This window comes from Kitasatospora sp. NPDC056731 (assembly GCF_040687675.1).
In the GTDB taxonomy this organism is placed as follows: domain Bacteria; phylum Actinomycetota; class Actinomycetes; order Streptomycetales; family Streptomycetaceae; genus Kitasatospora.
In genome coordinates, this window is record NZ_JBFBNR010000002.1 from 67,559 (window position 1) to 86,970 (window position 19,412).

Genomic DNA, 19,412 nt, shown 5'->3' on the forward strand with positions numbered 1-19,412 from the left:
GTTCAGGGCCTGCGGTCGTGGAAGGTGCGGCGCAGGTCGCTGACCCAGGCGTCGGGGTTCTCCCAGGGGATGAAGTGGCCGCCGTGGTCGTGGGCGTTGACGTTGACGTGGTTGAACCAGTCGGCCTGCGGGCCGGTCCTGAACGCCCGGACGCGTTCGTCGGCGGTGTGGATGCCGGGCGGGTTCTCGTACGTGACGAGGGTGAGGCCGACCGGGGCCTGTACGACCGGGGTGCGGTCGTGGACGGGAGTCCAGGGGTAGCGGTTGGCGTTGGCGTAGTAACGCATCGACGTGGCGATGGAGTTGTTCACCCAGTAGATCGTGGCGTGGGTGAGCAGGTCGTCCTTGGTGAAGACGGATTCGACGTCTCCGCCGTTGTCGCTCCAGGCGTTCCAGCGCTCCAGCAGCCAGGCGAGCAGCCCGGCGGGCGAGTCGCTCAGCCCGTGGGCCAGGGTGGCGCCGTCGAGCGTGTGCACGGCGAGGTGGGACGCCGAGCGGTGGTCCAGCTCGATGGTGCGGGCGCGGACGTCGGCGGGCTGGTCGTCGGTGAGGGGCCGGTTCCGGGCGAAGTCCCAGGCGCGGGGGCCGGTGAAGAAGTCGAGCGGCAGCCCGGAGCCGATGTGGATGCCGTACAGCTCGTCGGCGTACTTGTGGCCGAGCTGGCTGGAGACGATCCCGCCGATGTCGCAGCCCCCGGCGGCGTACTTCCCGTATCCCAGGGTCTCGGTCATCAGGGTGTGCCAGAGGTCGGAGACCTTCCAGAAGTTGACGTCCGGAAAGCCGGTGAGCGGGCCGGGGAAGCCGAAACCGGGCAGGGAGGGCACGATGACGTCGAACGCGTCGGCGGGGTCGCCGCCGAACGCGGCCGGGTCGGCGAGCGGGTCGATCACCTTCGACCAGTGCCAGAACGTCCACGGCCAGCCGTGGGTGAGGATCAACGGGATCGGGCGGGGGCCGCGGCCGGGCTTGCGCAGGAAGTGCACCGGGACACCGCCGACGCTCACCCGGTAGTGCTCGTGGGCGTTGATGGCGGCCTCGGCCTTGCGCCAGTCGTACCCGTCCCGCCAGTAGGCGACCAGTTCACGGAGGTAGCTGTCCGGGACGCCGTAGGACCAGTCCTCGTTCCCCTCGTCCAGCGGCGGACGAGTCAGTGCGAGACGGGTGCGCAGCTCGTCGAGGACCTCGTCGGGCACATGGATCGGGGTGGGCTGCAGGGGGAAGGCGTGCGGGGCGGTCATGGCGTGGTCCCTTTCCGAGGCGGAGGAAACGGTGCCGCCGGCGTGTCGGGCATCAAGTAGCCCGGCGGATACGGCTACCCGCCCTGCCCGGCCACGGTGGCGAGTCCGTCGAGCAGCGTGGTGACGGCGGCGTCGGTCAACCGGTAGCCGTCGGCAGTCTCGACGATCCGACCCGAGGCGATACGGGAGCTCCACCAGTCTTGGAGGAAGCCGGGGGCGTATCCGCCGGTGCGGAAGCCGTACTGCTCGGACTCCAGGCCGAAGGCGATCATGAGCTCGTAGTCCGGCAGCGCGTAGGAAGGCTCGTCCTGCGCAGGCGTCCTGAGGTACCGTTCGAAGGAGTCGACCCGGTTGAAGCTGCTGAACAGCCAGAACAGGTAGTCGTACATGAGCGTGGAGCGCGCGTCGGCGTGCAGGGCGAAGAACCCCTTGTCGTGCACGAGGGCCTCGGCGAGCGCCCGCATTCGCCGGTCCGCGTCGGGCAGAACGTCCGCGACCTCGCGGAAGGCGCGCAGCAGGACGGGGGAGAAGCTGCCGTCGCGCACCGCGGCCAGGTCGGCGAGCCGGTCCTGCTCCGAGGTGTCGTAGACGGACTCGTCGACCAGGCCCGTGACGAACGCCTCGAAGTTCTCCGCGACCAAGGTGATCGCGAAGTCGGCCTCCTGGCTGACGTGCACCACGGTCGGCTCGCCGTGCCTGCCGCACGCGCGGTAGTCGAGGGCGAGCATGTCGTGGCCGCCCGAGGGCATCGCGGCGAAGTAGACACCGATGTCGGGGTACTCCCACCTGTCGATCCAGAACCGGCTGCCGAACTCGCCGCCGAGCGATTGCGGACGGGTCCGCCCGACACCCCGGATTCCGGTGATCTCGATGTAGTCGTCGGCCCAGGACGTCGCCTCGGGCATGGGGAAGCAGGTCCGGGCCGGGGTGCCGCCGTTGTGCGCGCTCATCAGCGCGATGTAGGAGTCGGGCAGACGGTATCCGCTGAGCTCCTCCTCCAAGGACGCGATCAGCTGCGGCGAGGGTGGGGCCTCCTCCACGTACTGCTCCAGCGCGTAGGCCGAGTCGTCCCAGAACCCGGTGACGTCGAAGCCCTCGAAGTGTCCCACTGCGCCCTCCCGCACTTACTCGTCCGGCGATTGTACGTTCGATGCCCGGCCGACGGCGGCTTCGGAGAAGGGCAGAGTCAGGCGGCACTGACGCGTCGCCGTACTGAGCCGTACTGATGGGCGGCGAGGTGGTCGGCCCAACGAGACATCAACCCGGCTCCGGGCGAAGCAGGACACCGTGCAGTCCCCGTGCCGGTCACGGCCGCTTCGCCCACGAAGCCCGGACTCCTCGCCGTCCGCCGCAGCCTCCCGTTGGGCTGTGGAGCGGACGTCGGGTCGGGCCCGGCCCTGTGGGGTCGGCCCCGGGTGTCCTGCGATCAGGCGGCTGTGGCGAGGTTCTTCTCGAACGCGGCGAGGTAGTTGCGCAGGTGGTGGTCCTTGATGCCGTCGGTCTCGGGGGCGAACATGTCCTGGCGGTAGCCCTTCGCCCGGTCCTTCAGCCCGGCGATGAGCGGCATGGCCTCGTGGAGCTCTCCGTCGGCGTCGAAGTAGCGGAGTGCGTTGACGTGGGTGAAGGCCGGCTCGGGCGGGAGCTGGGGGACGATGTCGTTGTTGTTGACGAAGCGGTAGCAGCGGTCCCTGAAAGCCGTGTTGTGGGCGGCGGCGAGAAGGCGTTCACAGGTGCGGGGCTGGCCGAAGGTGTAGACGCCGTCGGGGAGTTGGCGAGGCTCCTCGAAGTACCAGCAGGCGCCGGCCAGCATGGCGAGGGCGCCGCCGAGGCTGTGGCCGGTGAACCAGACGCTCTGCCCGTTGGTGCGCAGTCCCCGGATGGTGTCGCGGATCTCGGGGTAGACGGACCGCAGGGCCTGGTGGAAGCCGTAGTGGACGAAGCCCTTGTTCGCCGGTCCGGGAACGGGCGGGGTGCTGACGTCGGTGAGCCAGTCGTAGATCTTCAGGACCTCGGTGCCCCGGAAGCCGGTGACGATCATGCGGTCGCTGGCCATGGTGTAGGCCTGGGTGTCCTCGATCGGGAACGGCATCTGGTGCGTCGACTCGAAGTGCCGCACCTCGTCGAAGCCCCAGGCGTGGGCCTTGTTCTCGATGCCGACCCGGTCCAGCACGGCCAGTCCGGCGGCCTGCGCCATCCAGTAGGCGTGGGGGAGGGAATAGCGGGTCGTCGAGTGGTCCAGAGCGGGGATGGCCATCGGTGTCCTCCGGGAAGCGGGCCAGCGGGTCGCCCAGCAACCTAGTGCCGTACGCGAACGGAGGGGAGCCGGAAGCGCTGAAGGCCACCCGTACGGGCGCAACCGCGGCGGAACCCGGATCCCGGCGGGCTGTGCGGGAACCGCCGCAGGACGCGGGATCCGCGGCGTTCGCAACACCGCCCATGGGCTCGACGGCCGTGGTCCCCGATGATCGGCGTGGCGTCGGCGAAGTCGAAGTGGCAGCGCTGCCAGCCGCGTTGAGGACTACCGCGATCTCGCGGAGCCGATGGTGTCGAGTTCGGTGACGGCGTCGGCGGGCAGGACGAGGTCGGCCGCGGCGATGTTCTCGCGCAGGTGGGCGATGGAGGAGGTGCCGGGGATCAGGACGGTGGTGGTCGAGCGCTGCAACAGCCAGGCCAGCGCGACCTGTTGCGGGGAGGCGTCGAGACGGGCAGCGACATCGTTGAGCGCCTGGGACTGGAACGGGCTGAAGCCGCCCAAGGGGAAGAACGAGGCGAAGGCGATGTTCTGGTCAGCGCAGCGGTCCACGAGTGAGTCGTCCTGCCGGTTGGCCAGGTTGTAGAGGTTCTGCACGGTGACGACCGGGGCGATGGCCTGCGCCTCGGTGAGCTGGGCGTCGGAGACGCCGCTGATGCCCAGGTGGCGGATCAGCCCCTGACGGCGCAGGTCGGCCAAGGCGCCGAACTGCTCGGCGATGGGCGCATCGGAGATGTTTTCCACCGAGTCCAGGCGCAGGTTGACGACGTCCAGGGCCTCCAGGCCGAGGTGCCGGAGGTTGTCGTGGACCTGGGCCTTGAGATCTGCGGGTTCCTGCGAGGGGATCCAGTCGCCGGTCTCGTTGCGGCGGGCGCCGACCTTGGTGACGATGTGCAGTCCGGCCGGGTAGGGGTGCAGGGCTTCCTTGATGAGTTCGTTGACGACGAACGGCCCGTAGTAGTCGCTGGTGTCGATGTGGGTGATGCCCAGCTCGACGGCTTCGCGCAGGACCGCCAAGGCCTGGTCGCGGTCCTTGGGAGGGCCGAAGACGCCGGGGCCGGCCAACTGCATGGCGCCGTAGCCCATCCGGCTGAGGGTGAGGCCGGGCGCCAGGGTGAGGGTGCCGCCGGGAGCGCTGGTGGTCATGTCGTGCCTTTCGCCGGTTCCGCTGAGGCCGGGCCCGACGAATCGGATGCTCGTGGACGGCCCGGCGCGATTCCTAACTCTGGGGGAGTGGGGATGGGCGGCGCAGTACCCCGGTGTTCCTGGGCGTGGCAGGGCGTGGCCGGGACACCCATCCGTGGGAGACGTGGGCCTGGCGGCCCGATGTCACCCGTGCGGGCGATCGCCGCTCGGCGCGCGGTGGCTGTCGCCGGCCGGCCTCCGGAGGGAGGCGTCACTCCGTATGAGCTGCGCTTTCCCGGCACCAGCGCCGGAACGAGGGGAAGCGGGCGGTCCTGCCGAACGGAGCGCGATGAGCGTCGGTGGGCTACGAAGGGACGGAAGGAGCGTCCGGGCCGGCGGGCCTGCCCGACTTCCCCTCCCCTTCCCCCGGTTCCTGACGAGGAGAGTTCCATGCCCGGCCATACGCTCAAGGACAAGGTCGTCGTCATCGGAGGCGCATCGAAGAACCTCGGCAGCCTCATCGCCAAGGAGTGCGCCCGGGACGGCGCCAGGATCGTTGTGCACTACAACAGCGATTCCTCCCGCGACAAGGCCGAGCAGACGGCCGCCGACGTGAAGAAGCTCGGCGGCGACGCCATCGTCTATCAGGGCGACCTGAGCAGGGTCGCCGAGGTGGAGACGCTCTTCGACACCGCGGTGCGTGCCTTCGGCAAGGTCGATTGCATGGTCAACACGGCCGGCATGGTCATCAAGAAGCCCATGACGGAGACCACGGAGGAAGAGTTCGACAGGATGTTCGCCGTCAACACCAAGGCGGCGTACTTCATGATGCGCGAGGCGGCCAAACGCCTGGAGGACGGCGGGAAGATCATCACGATCGTGACCTCGCTGCTGGCCGCCTACACCGGCCTGTATTCCGTCTACGCGGGCAGCAAGTCACCCGTCGAGCACTTCACCCGTGCCCTGTCCAAGGAACTGTTCGGCCGCAACATCTCCGTCAACAACGTCGCCCCCGGCCCGATGGACACCTCGTTCTTCTACCCGGCCGAGACCGACGACTCCGTCGTCTACCACAAGTCGTCCTCCATGAACGGGGAGCTCACCAGGATCGAGGACATCGCCCCGCTCGTGAAGTTCCTGCTCACCGACGGCTGGTGGATCAACGGGCAGACCGTGTTCGCCAACGGCGGCTACACCACCCGCTGATCCGACGGCCCGCACCGTTCCGGTCACCGGAGCGGGCACGGGTACCGGCAGCCAGGGCTCCGGTCCAGGTCTGGATCCTCGCCAACTGCCCCCAAGCGGGAGCGATGCAGGCCACGCCCTTCCGGGCGTGGCCTGCATCGTTTAGTCCGAGGCCCCGGGCCTGCCCTGCTGCTCAGCGCAGGCCGGTGAACAGGTCCTTCTCGGGCAGCGCCGCGCCGGTGGTGTCGAGGACCCGGACGAAGGTCTCCACGCCCATCAGTTCGGTGAACCGCTCCCGGCCCATCTTCAGGAAGAAGATGTTCTCGCCCTGGCTGGCGTGCGCGAGCAGCGCGTCGTACTTCTGCCCGCCGAAGGCGGTGGCGTCCACCCAGGTGGTGATCTCCTCGTCGGGCAGCCCGATCGGGGGCAGCTCCACGGCCTCCCCGGTGGGCTCCGGGTTGTCCCCGTCAGCCCTGTCAGCCCTGTCAGCCCCGTCGCCCCCGTCGGCGCCGAACTCGCGCATGAGCTCGCCGAAGCGCTGCATCATCGAGTGCGGCGCCGTCGTCCAGTACACCTTGGGCGTCAGGGCGGCCTGGGTGAGGGCGGCCATGGTGATGCGGTTGGCCTGGATGTGGTCGGGGTGGCCGTAGAAGCCGTTCTCGTCGTAGGTCACGACGACGTCGGGCCGGTAGCGGAGCATCAGGTCGGCGAGCCGGGCGGCGCCGTCGGCGATGGGGGTGCTCCAGAACGATCCAGGAGCGTCGTTGGCGGGCCAGCCCATCATCCCGGAGTCGCCGTAGCCGAGCAGTTCGAGGTGGTCGACCCCGAGGATCCGGCAGCTGGCTTCGAGTTCCTGGCGGCGCAGTTCGGCGATGGCGGCGGGGTCGTGGCCTTCCTCGCCCGGCTTGGTGCCGCCGGGGCCGTCGCCGCAGGCGCCGTCGGTACAGGTGACGAGGACGGTGCGGATGCCTTCGGCGGCGTAGCGGGCGAGGACGCCGCCGGTCGAGGTGGCCTCGTCGTCGGGGTGGGCGTGCACTGCCATCAGCGTCAGGGGCCGGTCGGCCATGGGTGTCGTCCTCCGGTCGGTCGGTCGGGTGTTCGGCTCCCAGTCTGCGCCAGCGCCTCGGGCGGCTCGGGCCCGGGGGTGGTCGAGGCCGCCGGGCAGGTCGGCGGGGTGGTGCCGCCGGGCGGTGTGCTCGGCCTCCCGGCTGCCACGTGGAGCTTCCGGGCGTGGGCGGCGCGGTCAGCCGGTGGTGCAGTTGCTGGGCCGGCAGTCCTGCCAGGGGCCCCAGGCGCCGCCCGGGGCCTGCTCGGAGATCTGGGCGAACCACGAGGGGGCGTTCCACATGTGTGCGACCACCGTCAGCCTCCCGTCGGCCGACTCGGTGACGGAGGAGGGAGTGGCGACGGAGGACGGCAGGGGGCCGGTGCCCAGGGTGGTCCAGGGACCCCAGACACCGGGGGCGCTCTGCTCGTTGACGTACAACTGCGGGCTGCTCGAACCCTGGTAGACCTCGAAGAAGGCCAGCGTGCCGTCCGCCCGCTGGAAGGCCACCGGCGCCCCGAAGAACCTCGGCACGCCCGCCCCGGCGGGGCCGAAGGGTTCTGGCGCCGACCACGGCCCGTCCGGGCCCGCCTGGTGCATCCGTACCAGGACCGACGACTGGTACCCGATGGTGAACACCTCCAGGGCGCCGTCGGCGTCCGCGGCGGCGGTGAGCACCAGGTTCTGGAAATTGAGGTTCATGCCGTTGACCTGGCTCCAGGCGCCGAACGGGCCGCCGGGGGAGGACTGCGTCTGGTACCAGATGGTCTGGCCGGTGGCGTAGTCGGTCGAGAAGACCGCGAACCGCGCCTGGGTGCCGTCGGGACGGGTGACCGTGGTGGACTGCCCCTCGGTGCCCGGGGGCGTGGTGGTGTCCCGGGGCCGGTCCGCCGTCGACGACGCGGCTGTCGGTGCCTGTACGGAGGTTGGTGTCTGGGCCTGGGCGGATGGTGCGAGGAGGCCGACTGCGCCGATGAGTGTGGCGCAGACGGTCGCCGCCACGGTGCATCGCCGTGCGCTCTTGGGCATGGCTGGTCCCTGCCTTCCGATCGGTCTGCGGGGCCCGGCCGGGCAGCGGCGCGGGCCGTCGGCCATCCTGCCCACCGGGGCGGCCGGTTCGGGCGCCTACGCCCGGAAATGGCCGGAACACACGGGCGGGCCGCCGGGCCTGCGCGAGGCGGCCCGCAGCTCCTGGTGACGGCGCGCTGCAGCAGGGACCGACCTGAACGGCCGTCAGGAGACCGGGATCGGATCCCGCCAGATGTCCAGCGGAACGGCGCGGACCGCGCGTCCGTCCGCGTCGAGGATCCGGCCCATCCGCTTCACGGTGCGCAGCGACACGCGGCGCTCGGCCACCCGCAGGTCGGGGAACCTGCGGGCGAGAGCGGTTTCCAGCCGCTGGACGTCGGCGAGGGAGCGCTGCCAGACGGAGAGCAGGAGGTTGTGCGGGCCGGTGACGGACACGCACAGCCGGACCTCGGGGAGTCTGGCGAGCTGGGGGCCGACCTCGTCGAGCCGCTCCGGGGGGAGGTCGGCCCGGAAGGTCGCCAGGACCGGCCGGCCGGCGTCGCGGGCGGCGATCTCGCAGCGGAAGCGGATCGCGTCGGAGGCGGCCAGCCGGTCGAGGCGCCGGCGCAGCGTGGACGGGCTGAGCCCGGTGGCGGCGGCCAGCTCGGCTTGGCCGAGGCGGCCGTCGACGCCCAGTCTGATGAGCAACTCCCGGTCCTCTTCCCGAACTTCGGCTCGTACGCCGGACGGCGTCCCGTAGCCCGCCAGGTGATCGTCGTGCAGTTCCACGCGCTGGGCCGGGTCCAGCGAGTCCAGTCGCCAGCGGATCCCCTCGGCGTAGAAGCCGGTCGCCAGGTGGACGCGGACGGCGTTGACCCCGGGGAGTGGGCCGAGCCGTTCGGCGGTGTACCGGGAGACCGTCGCCAGGTCGGTGAAGGCCACGGTGACGACGAGGTCGCAGCCCTGGGCGACGTGTTCGATGCTCATCACGTGCGGGTCCTCGGCCAGTTCGTCGGCGATCTGCCGGAGCCGGCCGGGAGCGCAGTCGAGGTCGAGGTAGGCGACGCACCCGCGGTCCTCGGGGTGCGGCAGACCGTAGGCGGTCACCCAGGCGATCCCGGCCTGCGAGAGCCGGTGCCAGCGGCGGGCGGCGGTGACCGGGCTGATCCCGAGGGTCTGGCCGAGCAGTGACCAGGGTGCGCGGGGCCGCAGTTGCAGCGCGTTCACCAGGGCGAGGTCCAGCTCGTCCACCGTCACCTCGGTGCCGGTCGCCTCGGCGCCGGTCACCTCGGCACCGGTCGTCGCGGCGCCGGTCACCGTCGGCTGCCGGTGGATTCGTGCATCGAAGGGCCTCCTGGTGGCGTGATCCTGCGAAATCGCGGGCAAATCCCGCCGTGAGATCCAGAATCACGGAACAAGATCGCTCTGCACAAGTTCCCGCCACGCGCGGGATCGACGGAGGTGCCCGTGTCCCTGCACGACGACGCTCTCGCTCTGGCCCCGGACCTGGTCCGGCTGCGCCACGACCTGCACCGGTTCCCCGAGTTGGGCCTGGCCCTGCCGCGCACCCAGGAGCGGGTGCTGCGGGCCCTGGGCGGACTGCCGCTGGAGGTGAGCCAGGGCTCCGCGCTGAGTTCGGTCACCGCGGTGCTGCGCGGCGGCCGGCCGGGGCCGGCGGTGCTGCTGCGCGGCGACATGGACGGCCTGCCGGTCGCCGAGAAGGCCCCGCTGCCGTTCGCCGCCGACAACGGGGCCATGCACGCCTGCGGACACGATCTGCACACCACCATGCTCGCGGGTGCCGCACACCTGCTGGCCGCACGGCGGGAACAGCTCCACGGCGACGTGGTCTTCATGTTCCAGCCGGGCGAGGAGGGGTGGGACGGAGCCGGGGCCATGCTGGCCGAGGGCGTGCTCGACGCGGCAGGCAGGCGCCCGGTCGCCGCCTACGCCCTGCACGTGTCGTCGGCCATGCGGCACGGGGAGTTCGGCTCCCGGCGCGGGCCGATCATGGCCGCTTCCGCTGCGCTGAACGTCACCGTCCACGGTGCGGGCGGCCACGGTTCGGTACCGCACCGGGCCAAGGACCCCATCCCGGCGGCCTGCGAGATGGTCACCGCGCTGCAGACCATGGTGACCCGCCGCTTCGACGTGTTCGATCCGGTGGTGGTCACCGTCGGGCTGATCCAGGCCGGCACCCAGCGCAACATCATCCCCGAGACCGCCTACTTCGAGGCGACCGTGCGCACCTTCTCCGCCGAGGCGCAGTCCAAGGTCGCCGACACCACGGTGGAGCTGGTCAGGGCCATCGCGGCCGCCCACGGCCTGCGGGCCGAGGTCGAGTACCTTCCCCAGTACCCGGTGACCGTGACCGACGGGGCCGAGACCGACTTCCTGGCGGACACCGTCCGGGAGGTCTTCGGCGAGGAGCGCTTCCAGTCGATGCCGAACCCGATGACCGGGTCGGAGGACTTCTCCCGGGTCCTGGACGCCGTGCCGGGATCGCTCGTGTGGCTCGGCGCCGCCCCGAAGGGGACCGACCCCGACGACCTGCCGGTCAACCACTCGCCCTACGCGGAGTTCGACGACGCGGTGCTCCCCGACGGGGCCGCGCTCTACGCCGAACTCGCCACCCGCCGCCTCGCGGCCTGAACCCGTAACACGTAACCCTGCTGAACCCGCAACCCGTACACCGAGGAACGAATGAGCAACCACATGACCGAACCGCGCGACGTGGTCGAGCAGCAGCTCGCCGCCTACAACAGCCACGACATCGACGCCTTCGTCGCCACCTACGCCGAGGACATCACGATCCACCGGGCCGACGGCACCCAACTCCATGGCCGGCAGGCTCTGCGCGACAGGTACGCCGGACAGTTCGCCAAGGGCCGCTGCCGGGCGGAGATCGTGGGGCGGCTCAGCGAAGGCGACTGGGTGGTCGACCACGAAGTCGCCCACGGCCTGGCCGACGAGCCGGTTCGCGTCCTGGTGGCCTACCGGGTGCGCGAAGGTCTCATCGACCGCGTCGACTTCCTGGGCTGAACCAGCGTAGGCCCGTACGGCGGCCGTCGTCGCCGCCGTCGTACGGCCGGCCCGCGCCCCTCCGGTGAACGGCCGTCAGAGGCCGGGGACGGCGTCCTTCGCAACGGTGTGCCAGTTGGTGACGATCGGCTTGTCGACCGGCGTGGTGCCGACGGCGATGCTGGCCGGGTTGGGGTCGGCGTTGCCGATGCCCACGATGACGTCGGTGAACTGGATTGCCTGGTTGGTGTTGGTGGTCTTCGTCATGATGCCCGCGTACGCGACCTTGGCGCCGCTCAGGGTGATCGGTTCGCCGGTGGCCTGCTCGGCGTTGGCGGCCTCGATGCCGCGCGAGCCGAACGCGATGGTGGGGTGGGTCGCGGGGAGCGTGCAGGTGATGCCCGGCTTGGCCTTGGCCGTGATCAGGAGGTAGCCGCCGGCCTGGGATTCGGACTTCGCGCTGAGTGCGAGGTCGTTGGCGCCGCAGGCCTGGCCGTAGCCGGTCTTGTCGGCGGCGGGGGAGGAGGCCGCGTCGGGCGACTTCGGCGTGGAGGACGACTTCGGTGTGGAGGGCGTCGTGGGCGCGGCGGCGGCCTTCGTCGGCGAGGCCCCGGTGGGTGCGGCCCCGGTGGGTGCGCTTGCGGCCCCGTTGGTCGCGGCGGCGGTGGCCGCGGGGCTGGCGGCGGTGGAGCCCGTGTCGCTGTTGTCCGGCCCGCAGGCCGTCGCGGTGGCGGCGAGCGCCGCGACGGCGGCGGCGGTGAGGGCGAGGCGGCGCGTGCGCATGAGGTCTCCCGATGTCGTTCGGCCGGTGAGGTTCACCGGGTGTGATCACCGTAGGCGAGGGTCGTTCACAGGCAGGTGCGGGAAGTATCCCGATCCTGTCCCAGAAACCGATGGGCCTTGTCCGCCGGACAGTTGACGAGGTGTGCCCGGCCGAGGCCGGAGAGCGCTGCGTGCGGGCCGCTGCCTCAGACGCCGTCCTTGTGTCCGTTCGCGACGAGCAGTTGCTCCATGCTCGTGTGGGCGGGGGCGGCCTCGGTGTTGCTGTCGTCGTGGAACATCCTGAGGTACTGGATGAGGGCGCTCACGCACGTGTCCCGCCCGTCGTACTCCGCGTTGTCGACGAGTCGACAGTCCTTCGAGATCTCCCTCATCTGCCCGCCGGGAGCGGTGTACACGGGGTGCCAGATCAGCTTCACGTCCGGGTTCAGCCGCTGGACCAGCCGTAGTTCCGGAACCTCCAGCCTGATCAGGATGCTCTCCGGAGCGTAGGCCCGTACGAAGATGTGCACGGGGCCGGTCGCGCGGGACACGAAGGCCTTGGACAGGACGCTCCACATCGGCCCCGTCAGCTTCCAGCCCGGGTGCAGCTCCAGGACGTTGAGCACGCTGCCGATCCGGGTCCGCCCCAGGGGCGTGTGGCCTTTCCGGTACGCGTAGTCGCTGGTCTCGATGCCGCCCGCCCACAGGGCCATGGTGGGCGTCTCGATCTCCAGGTGCTCGGCCATGAGCTTGACGAACTCCTGGTACCAGGTGTTCGACGCCCGGAGCTCGCGCTGCTCCTGGCGGTCGTTCGTCTTCGCCACGGCCTCGTCGTTCAGCGCGCCCTGCGAGTCGACCCCGCCGAGCAGCAGTTGCCAGGCGGCGTCGGCCTGGGGCTGCGGAATGCCCGCGGCCTTCGTCAGCTCCTGGTACGGACCCCACTCGGGGTGCTCGGTGGGCCTCGTGGCGTAGTGCTCGTTCAGGCCGCCCTTCTGGCGCTGTACCTGGCGTGTCACCGCGGCGTTCCCCACCTGCCGCTGAAGCGCGGCCAGGCCCGTGAGGCGTGCCCCGTGCCCGGCGGCGGCCGGCGCCGTCGTCTGCCGCTCCGTGGCTCTCCGTGTCTCGCGCACGCCCTCCCCGCCCTTCCGGCTGCCCCCGCCCGCCGAGTCTACGGGCGGCGGGAGCGATCGGACGAGGGACGAAAGGGTAGACCCGGGGGCAGGGTCAGCCCCTCCGTGGTATCGGACCGGCAGCCGCCCACTCCCGGGGCGACCCGCCCGACGATCCCGCAGCCCACCGTCGCGCGCCGATCAGGCCGAACCGCCGAACCGCCGAACCGCCGAACCGCCGAACCGCCGAACCGCCGGGCCGCCGCGGCCCGCTCAGCCCGGCAGCCGCAGGCGGAACAGCGCCCCGCCGCCGGGGGCGGCCTCGGCGGTGAGGGTGGCGCCGTGCGCGTGGGCGATCTGCCGCGCCATGGCGAGCCCGAGCCCGGAGCCGGGCAGGGCGCGGGCGGCGGAGGCCCGGTAGAAGCGGTCGAAGACGTACGGCAGGTCCTCGGGCGCGATGCCGGGGCCGTGGTCGCGGACGGTCAGTTCCAGTCCGGCGGTGAGCCGGACCTCGACCGTGGCGCCCGGCGGGCTGAACTTGGCCGCGTTGTCGAGGAGGTTGGAGACCAGTCGGGCCAGCCGGGCCGGTACGCCGGGGACGGTGCGCTCGGCGGCGCCGTGGCCCGCGGCGCCGTCCGCGTAGCTGTCCGCGTCGTCGTCCAGGGTGAAGGCGATCGCCGGCCAGTGGCCGCGCGCGGTGTCGACGCAGTGCCCGACGAGCCGGCCGACCGCGACCTGTTCGAGCAGCGGCTGCGGCTCCTCGTCGCGGGCCAGCTCGATGAGGTCGTTCACCAGCCCGGTCACCTCGCGTAGCTGGCGGTGCAGCGCGGCCGCCGCCCGCTCCCGCTGGCCCTCGGTCAACCGGTCGGCGCGGGACAGCAGTTCGGCGTTGGTGCGCAGCGCGGTCAGCGGGGTGCGCAGCTCGTGCGAGGCGTCGGCGACGAGCCGGCGCTGGGCGGCCACGGACTGCTCCAGTTCGCCCAGCATGGTGTTGAAACTGCCGGCCAGCCTGGTCAGTTCGTCCTCGCGGCGCCCGGGCGGCAGGTCGATCCGCAGCCCCGCGTCCCGGGTGTCGGCGATCTGTTCGGCGGTGCGGGTCAGCCGGGCGACCGGGGCGAGGGCGGTGCGGGCCACGGTGCGCCCGAGTACGGCGGCCAGCAGCAGGCCCGCCGCCGCGACGGCCGCCATCAGCGCGCCGGCCTGCCGCACCCCCTCCTGGACGCTGTCGGCGCGCAGCGCGACCTGGACGGCCTGCCGGGCGCCGGGCGGCGCCGCGATCATCGGGGTGGTGAGCATCCGGGCCGGGTGGCCGCCGATGGTGAGGTCGGTGAAGTAGCCGGCCCGCTGCCGGTTCGCGACCTGGCGGGTGGTCTGCGTGACGGGCAGCAGGTACGGCTCGTTCGGTGGTTTGCCGGGGTCGGCGGAGACGATCTGCGCGCAGGCCGGGGCGGCCAGGTAGTTGCACTCGCCGTAGACGACCTGGGGCCCCTGGTCGCGGTGCTGCTGCTGCACCAGGGTGGCCTGCTGGGTGAGGTGCTGGTCGAGCTGGTGGTTGAGCTCGTAGCGGACGATGCTGAACGCGGCCGCGCTGATCCCGAGCGCCACCACGGCGACCGCGGCCGTGCAGGCGAGGGCCAGCCGGGTGCGCAGCGGGCGCCGGCGCCGCCAGCGCGCGTGCGCCCTCAAGCCCGGTCCAGCCGGTAGCCGACCCCGTGCACCGTGTGCACCAGCCGGGGTTCGCCGCCGGCCTCCAGCTTGCGGCGCAGGTAACCGACGTAGACGGCGAGGGAGTTGGAGTCGGGGCCGAAGTCTGCGCCCCACACCCGCTCCATGATGACCTCGCGCGGGAGTACCTGGCCGGGGTGGCGCAGCAGCACCTCCAGCAGTGCGAACTCGGTGCGCGAGAACTCCACCGGCCGCCCGGCCCTGCTCCCGGTCCGGGTGGCCGGGTCGACCTCCAGGTCGGCGAAGCGGTAGCCGGGCTCCTCGGTGGCCGGGGCGCTGCGCCGCAGCAGGGCGCGCAGCCGGGCGGTCAGCTCGTCCAGGGCGAACGGCTTGACCAGGTAGTCGTCGGCCCCCGCGTCGAGGCCGTCGACGCGGTCGCTCACCGAGTCGCGCGCGGTGAGCACCAGGATCGGGAGCCGGTCGCCCAGGGCCCGCAGCCGGCGGCAGACGGCCAGCCCGTCGAGGACGGGCATCATCAGGTCGAGGACCATCGCGTCGGGCTGCCAGCCGGCGACCTCGTTCAGCGCCGCCAGCCCGTCGGCGGCGCCGCGCACCTGGTAGCCCTCGACGGCCAGCCCGTCCTCGACGGCGGCCCGTACCTCCGGATCGTCGTCGACGACCAGCACTCTCTGCCCGTTGCTCATGCGGACAACCCTCTCAGAACGAATCTGAGAAGCCTCTTAGCTCGTCCTCGCGACGGCCGCGGGGCGCCCCCGGTCGTGTCGCTGCTGGGCCCGGTCCGGCCACGGGGCGTGCGGTGGCCGTGGGAGCCGTCCGGCCGATCGTCCGGGGCGGGGGACTGGGCTCCCGCGCACACTGTGGGTGTGCGACCGGTCGCGCTCCGGTCGGTTCGGGGGCGCCTGCCGGTGCTCCTCCGCTGGTAGGTGCGGCCCGGCTGCCCGGGGAGTCGGCCGTAAGCGGCCCGCGCCGCGCGGCACGAACCGCACGGTCGCCCGATGGCGCACCCGGCACCGTGAACGCGACCCGTTCGGACAACCCGCCCGCTCTCCGAAAGAGGCCCTCGACATGCCTGTACCGCTTCCGCCCGCGACGTCCCGGGCCTCCCTGCACGGCGCGCCGACGTCCTCGATCACCTCCCGATCGCCGGTGCGAGGTCGGACGGGCCCGCGCGGCTGGTCGCGCCTGGGCGTGTCCGTCGCGCTCGCCACCGTGCTGCTGGGCGCGGTGGTGTCCCCGACGGCGGCAGCGTCCGCAGCGGCGCCGGCCGCCGGGCGGCAGGAGTACACCACACCCGGCATCTACTACTTCGTCGTCCCCACCGGGGTGACGTCGATGACCGTCTACCTGGTCGGCGCAGGCGGCACCGGCGGGATGGGTGCCGGCGGGGGCGGTGGGGGTGGCGGAGGCGGCGGCGGGAGCTACTTCGCCGGGACCGGCGACGGGGGTGGCGGCGGAGGCGGCGCCGGCGGTGCAGGGGGCGGCGGCGGTGGCGGGGGTGGCGGCGGGGCGTTCGTCTCGTGTGTGATGCCCGTCGTCCCGGGCGAACGGCTGATCCTGGCGGTCGGTTCCGCCTCGACGCCCAAGAGCGTGGGCGCCGGCGGGAACGGCGGAGGCGGCGGGCGAGCCGATGCCCTGCTCACCCCGGGCACCGGCGGTAGCAGCGGAGGTAGCGGCACCAGCGGCACGGTGGGCCTTACCAACAGCGACGTGACCGAGGTCGGCGGGCAACTGGCCGACGCCCGGGCACTGCCCGGCGCGTTCGGCGGAGCGGGCGGCACCGGAGGCGGCGGCGGAGGCGGGGAACCCGGCGAACGCGCCGTCGGAAGCCGGGGCGGGGTCGGCGGCCTCGGCGGTTCCGGCGCACACGGCGGGGCCGGCGGTGGAGGAGCGGCGGGCGGCCTCGCCGTCACCAAGGGCCCCTTGGGCCCACCGAGGAACACGTGCGGGGGAACTGACGCCGTCGGATCCGCCGGCGCCCCCGGGACGGCCGGCAGGAGCGCCGGATCCAGCATCGACGCCTTCGCCGGCGGAACAGGCGGACAGGGCCGCGAAGGCGCCGGGGGCACCCCGACCCCGGCGACGTTCGGTGCCGGCGGCGGCACCGGCGGCGCGGCCGGGCAGGCGACCGTGCCCGTGCCCGCCGGCACCGGCCGCGGCGGCAACGGCCTGAGCGGCGGCGACGGGGGCGCGGGCGGCGAGGGCGGCCACGGCGGCGGCAACTACCCAAGCCCCTCGGACACCCCCGGCCAGGCCGGCACCAGCGGTCGGGCGCCGGCGAGCTCAGGCAACCAGGCGGGCCCCGGCTACCTCCTCCTCACCTGGTGACCCACCCGCTGGTGACCCACCGGCGCACGAGACGCCCCCGGGGCCGCACCCGGTAGCCCTCGACGACCGGCCCGTCCTCGACGGCGGCCCGCACCCCCGGGCCGCCGTCGAGGCCCAGCCCCCGCCCGCCGCCCATGCCGACGGCCCCCGCCGAACGACTCTGAGAACTCTCTTAGGCGGCCTCAGCAAGCTCGACGGCATGCGGACAGAACACGGCAACCATGCCAACCACGATCCGGCCCGCCCCCTGTCGGTGGTGATCGGCGCCGGCGGCACCGGCGGACACATCTACCCGGGCCTCGCACTGGCCGAGGCGCTGCGCAGAGCCGACCCGCGGGCCGTGATCTCCTTCGTCGGCACCGAACGCGGACTGGAGACCACCCTCATCCCGCAGGCCGGCTACCGGCTGCACACCGTCGACATGATCCCCTTCGACGCCTCCCTCGGCCCGCGCCGCTACCTGCTGCCCGCGGCGCTGCTGCGCTCCGGCCGGGACTGCCGGGAGATCTTGCGGGCCCAGGGCGCGCAGGTCGCGGTCGGCATGGGCGGCTACCCGAGCGCGCCGGTGATCGTCGGCGCCAAGATGGCCGGGCTGCCGAGCGTGGTGCACGAGTCGAACGCGGTGCCCGGGCGGGCCAACCGCTTCGCCGCCCGGCTCACCCCGCACATCGCGCTCGCCTTCGACCGCACCCGCGAGCACCTGCCCGCCGGCCGCTCGGCGCAGACCGTCGGGATGCCGCTGGTCGGCGCCGTCGCCCAGCTCGACCGGGCGGCGCTGCGCGCCGAGGCCCGTCGGCACTTCGCCGTCCCGGACGGCGTCCGGCTGCTGGTCTTCAACGGCGGCAGCCTCGGCGCCGCCCGGCTCACCGCGGCCGCCGTCGAACTGGCCGGACGCTGGCGCCACCGGACCGACCGGCGGCTGCTGATCAAGACCGGCCCGGCCGCGCTGGCACAGGTCCGGGCCGCACTGGACGGCAACCCGGTGGCGCACGCCGTCGCCTACCTGGACCGGATGGACTTCGCCTACGCGGCCGCCGACCTCATGGTGTGTCGCGCCGGCGCGGCCACCGTCGCCGAACTCTCCAGCCTCCGGATGCCCGCCGTGCTGGTGCCCTACCCGCACGCGCCGCACGACCATCAGACCCACAACGCACGCGTCCTCTCCGACGCCGGCGCCGGCCTGCTGCTGCCGGACGGCGAGTGCACCGGCGAACGGCTGGCCGCCCTGGTGGAACCGTTGCTCGCCGATCCGGCCCGGCTCGCCGCGATGGCGCAGGCCGCCGACCCGGGCGACCACGCGCGCGCCGCCGACCTGCTGGCCGCCAAGGTGCTCCGCGTCATCGGCCGGACCCCGGCGCCCGCGCCGCCCGCCGTCCCGGCCCCCGTCCCCGGCCCGTACGACCGCTGACCGCCGATCGCTGACCACTGACCACCCGACCCGCCCCGACCCACCGGAGGACCACCATGAACCGCCCCACCCACCCCAACACCCCCGCCGCCCACCAGGACTGGACCGGCCGGACCGTCCTGGTCACCGGCGCCGAAGGCTTCATCGGCAGCACCCTCGTCGACCTGCTGGTCGCCCGCGGCGCCCGCGTCCGGGCCCTGGTCCACTACAAGCCGTACGCCGAGCGCGGATACCTCGCCCACTACCTGGCCGACCCCGACAGCCCCGTCGAGATGCTCGCCGGCGACGTCCGCGACGCCGGCCGGGTCCTGGACGCCGTCGCCGGCTGCGACACCGTCTTCCACCTCGCCGCGCTCATCGGCATCCCCTACAGCTACCAGGCCCCCGAGGCCTACGTGCAGACCAACGTCGTGGGCACCCAGAACGTCGCCGCCGCCTGCCTGCGGCACGGCGCCCGCCTGGTGCACACCTCCACCAGCGAGGTGTACGGGACCGCGATCACCGCGCCCATCGACGAGCACCACCCGCTCCAGCCGCAGTCCCCGTACTCCGCCTCGAAGATCGGCGCGGACATGATGGCGCTCTCCTACTGGCACGCCTTCGAACTGCCGGTCGCCGTCGTCCGCCCGTTCAACACCTACGGCCCGCGCCAGTCCGCCCGCGCCGTCATCCCCACCATCCTGGCCCAACTCCACTCCGGCGCACGGGAGATCAGGCTCGGCTCGACCACCCCCACCCGGGACTTCACCTACGCCACCGACACCGCGGAAGGCTTCCTGGCCATCGCCCGCGCCGACCGCGCGCTCGGCGAGACCGTCAACCTCGGCACCGGCAGCGAGGTGTCCATCGGCGACCTGGCCAAGGCCCTGATCGTCGCCTCCGGTCGGGACGCCGACGTCGTCGTCGACCCGACCCGGCTGCGCCCCGGCGGCAGCGAGGTCGAACGGCTGCTCTCCGACAACCGCAAGGCACGCGACCTGGCCGGCTGGCAGCCCCAGGTCGGCCTGGACGAGGGCCTGCGCCACACCTCCGACTGGGTCGCCGAACACCTGCACCTGCTCGCCCCGGACCGCTACCAGGTCTGACGCCGCTCCTGCGGCCAACTGTCCCATCGGGCAGGGGCCTTGGTGCCGGAGCCGGCCACCGGCTCCGGCGCACACCCGCCCTCGAAGCCCCCGCATCCGGTGACCGCCGGCGGAAACGGCTGGCCCGACGCATGGGTGACTGCCAGACTCGCTCCGTGCGAGCG

At 72.7% G+C, this 19,412-nt stretch carries 17 protein-coding genes; 6 read left to right on the plus strand and 11 right to left on the minus strand.

Features of this window, described 5'->3' with window-relative positions; all coding sequences use genetic code 11:
* Positions 1–2 precede the first annotated feature (2 nt).
* The 4 genes from AB0R04_RS02615 to AB0R04_RS02630 form a co-directional block, all read right to left on the minus strand.
* Entirely contained in the window at positions 3–1,238 is a 1,236-nt protein-coding gene (locus tag AB0R04_RS02615) for an epoxide hydrolase (protein WP_363367471.1), read from the minus strand.
* Positions 1,239–1,312: 74 nt separating this feature from the next.
* On the minus strand, positions 1,313–2,347 hold the full coding sequence (locus AB0R04_RS02620; protein ID WP_363367473.1) for an SMI1/KNR4 family protein: 1,035 nt from the start codon (positions 2,345–2,347) through the stop codon (positions 1,313–1,315).
* A 317-nt stretch (positions 2,348–2,664) separates the two neighbouring features.
* Positions 2,665–3,492 carry a lipase family protein gene (locus AB0R04_RS02625; protein ID WP_063352084.1) on the minus strand — a complete coding sequence of 276 codons (828 nt, stop codon included), beginning with the start codon at positions 3,490–3,492 and terminating at the stop codon, positions 2,665–2,667.
* Positions 3,493–3,756: 264 nt separating this feature from the next.
* Complete coding sequence (locus AB0R04_RS02630) at positions 3,757–4,635, minus strand: oxidoreductase (RefSeq protein WP_363367474.1); 879 nt, start codon at positions 4,633–4,635, stop codon at positions 3,757–3,759.
* Between the two features lie 429 nt (positions 4,636–5,064).
* Here AB0R04_RS02630 and AB0R04_RS02635 point away from each other — a divergent pair, with 429 nt between their 5' ends.
* Positions 5,065–5,820 carry an SDR family oxidoreductase gene (locus AB0R04_RS02635; RefSeq protein ID WP_363367476.1) on the plus strand — a complete coding sequence of 252 codons (756 nt, stop codon included), beginning with the start codon at positions 5,065–5,067 and terminating at the stop codon, positions 5,818–5,820.
* A gap of 172 nt (positions 5,821–5,992) precedes the next feature.
* Here AB0R04_RS02635 and AB0R04_RS02640 read toward each other — a convergent pair whose 3' ends face one another.
* From AB0R04_RS02640 to AB0R04_RS02650, 3 genes are all read right to left on the minus strand, one after another.
* On the minus strand, positions 5,993–6,865 hold the full coding sequence (locus AB0R04_RS02640; RefSeq protein ID WP_363367478.1) for a PIG-L family deacetylase: 873 nt from the start codon (positions 6,863–6,865) through the stop codon (positions 5,993–5,995).
* A gap of 177 nt (positions 6,866–7,042) precedes the next feature.
* Positions 7,043–7,873 carry a hypothetical protein gene (locus AB0R04_RS02645; protein WP_363367480.1) on the minus strand — a complete coding sequence of 277 codons (831 nt, stop codon included), beginning with the start codon at positions 7,871–7,873 and terminating at the stop codon, positions 7,043–7,045.
* A 204-nt stretch (positions 7,874–8,077) separates the two neighbouring features.
* Positions 8,078–9,169, minus strand: coding sequence for an Lrp/AsnC family transcriptional regulator (locus AB0R04_RS02650; protein WP_363367482.1), 1,092 nt, complete (start codon positions 9,167–9,169; stop codon positions 8,078–8,080).
* 150 nt (positions 9,170–9,319) lie between these two features.
* On the opposite strand from AB0R04_RS02650, the gene AB0R04_RS02655 reads away from it, so the two are divergent.
* The gene (locus tag AB0R04_RS02655; RefSeq protein WP_363367484.1) at positions 9,320–10,504 is read left to right on the plus strand and encodes a M20 family metallopeptidase; all 1,185 of its coding nucleotides are present in this window, start codon (positions 9,320–9,322) and stop codon (positions 10,502–10,504) included.
* Between the two features lie 63 nt (positions 10,505–10,567).
* Positions 10,568–10,894 carry a nuclear transport factor 2 family protein gene (locus tag AB0R04_RS02660; protein WP_363367486.1) on the plus strand — a complete coding sequence of 109 codons (327 nt, stop codon included), beginning with the start codon at positions 10,568–10,570 and terminating at the stop codon, positions 10,892–10,894.
* A 75-nt stretch (positions 10,895–10,969) separates the two neighbouring features.
* Here AB0R04_RS02660 and AB0R04_RS02665 read toward each other — a convergent pair whose 3' ends face one another.
* The 4 genes from AB0R04_RS02665 to AB0R04_RS02680 form a co-directional block, all read right to left on the minus strand.
* Complete coding sequence (locus AB0R04_RS02665; protein WP_363367488.1) at positions 10,970–11,656, minus strand: hypothetical protein; 687 nt, start codon at positions 11,654–11,656, stop codon at positions 10,970–10,972.
* A 185-nt stretch (positions 11,657–11,841) separates the two neighbouring features.
* Positions 11,842–12,651 carry a hypothetical protein gene (locus AB0R04_RS02670; protein WP_363367490.1) on the minus strand — a complete coding sequence of 270 codons (810 nt, stop codon included), beginning with the start codon at positions 12,649–12,651 and terminating at the stop codon, positions 11,842–11,844.
* A 366-nt stretch (positions 12,652–13,017) separates the two neighbouring features.
* Positions 13,018–14,430 carry a HAMP domain-containing sensor histidine kinase gene (locus AB0R04_RS02675; RefSeq protein WP_363367491.1) on the minus strand — a complete coding sequence of 471 codons (1,413 nt, stop codon included), beginning with the start codon at positions 14,428–14,430 and terminating at the stop codon, positions 13,018–13,020.
* Positions 14,427–15,113, minus strand: a complete 687-nt coding sequence (locus tag AB0R04_RS02680; RefSeq protein ID WP_363367493.1) for a response regulator transcription factor — start codon at positions 15,111–15,113, stop codon at positions 14,427–14,429. Before AB0R04_RS02680 ends, AB0R04_RS02675 begins: the two co-directional genes overlap by 4 nt.
* Before the next feature lie 382 nt (positions 15,114–15,495).
* On the opposite strand from AB0R04_RS02680, the gene AB0R04_RS02685 reads away from it, so the two are divergent.
* The 3 genes from AB0R04_RS02685 to AB0R04_RS02695 all read left to right on the plus strand — a co-directional run bounded on the left by AB0R04_RS02685 (position 15,496) and on the right by AB0R04_RS02695 (position 19,248).
* Complete coding sequence (locus AB0R04_RS02685) at positions 15,496–16,755, plus strand: hypothetical protein (protein ID WP_363367495.1); 1,260 nt, start codon at positions 15,496–15,498, stop codon at positions 16,753–16,755.
* A 199-nt stretch (positions 16,756–16,954) separates the two neighbouring features.
* On the plus strand, positions 16,955–18,163 hold the full coding sequence (locus AB0R04_RS02690; RefSeq protein WP_363367497.1) for a UDP-N-acetylglucosamine--N-acetylmuramyl-(pentapeptide) pyrophosphoryl-undecaprenol N-acetylglucosamine transferase: 1,209 nt from the start codon (positions 16,955–16,957) through the stop codon (positions 18,161–18,163).
* Positions 18,164–18,219: 56 nt separating this feature from the next.
* On the plus strand, positions 18,220–19,248 hold the full coding sequence (locus AB0R04_RS02695) for an SDR family NAD(P)-dependent oxidoreductase (protein ID WP_363367499.1): 1,029 nt from the start codon (positions 18,220–18,222) through the stop codon (positions 19,246–19,248).
* The last annotated feature ends 164 nt before the right edge of the window (positions 19,249–19,412 follow it).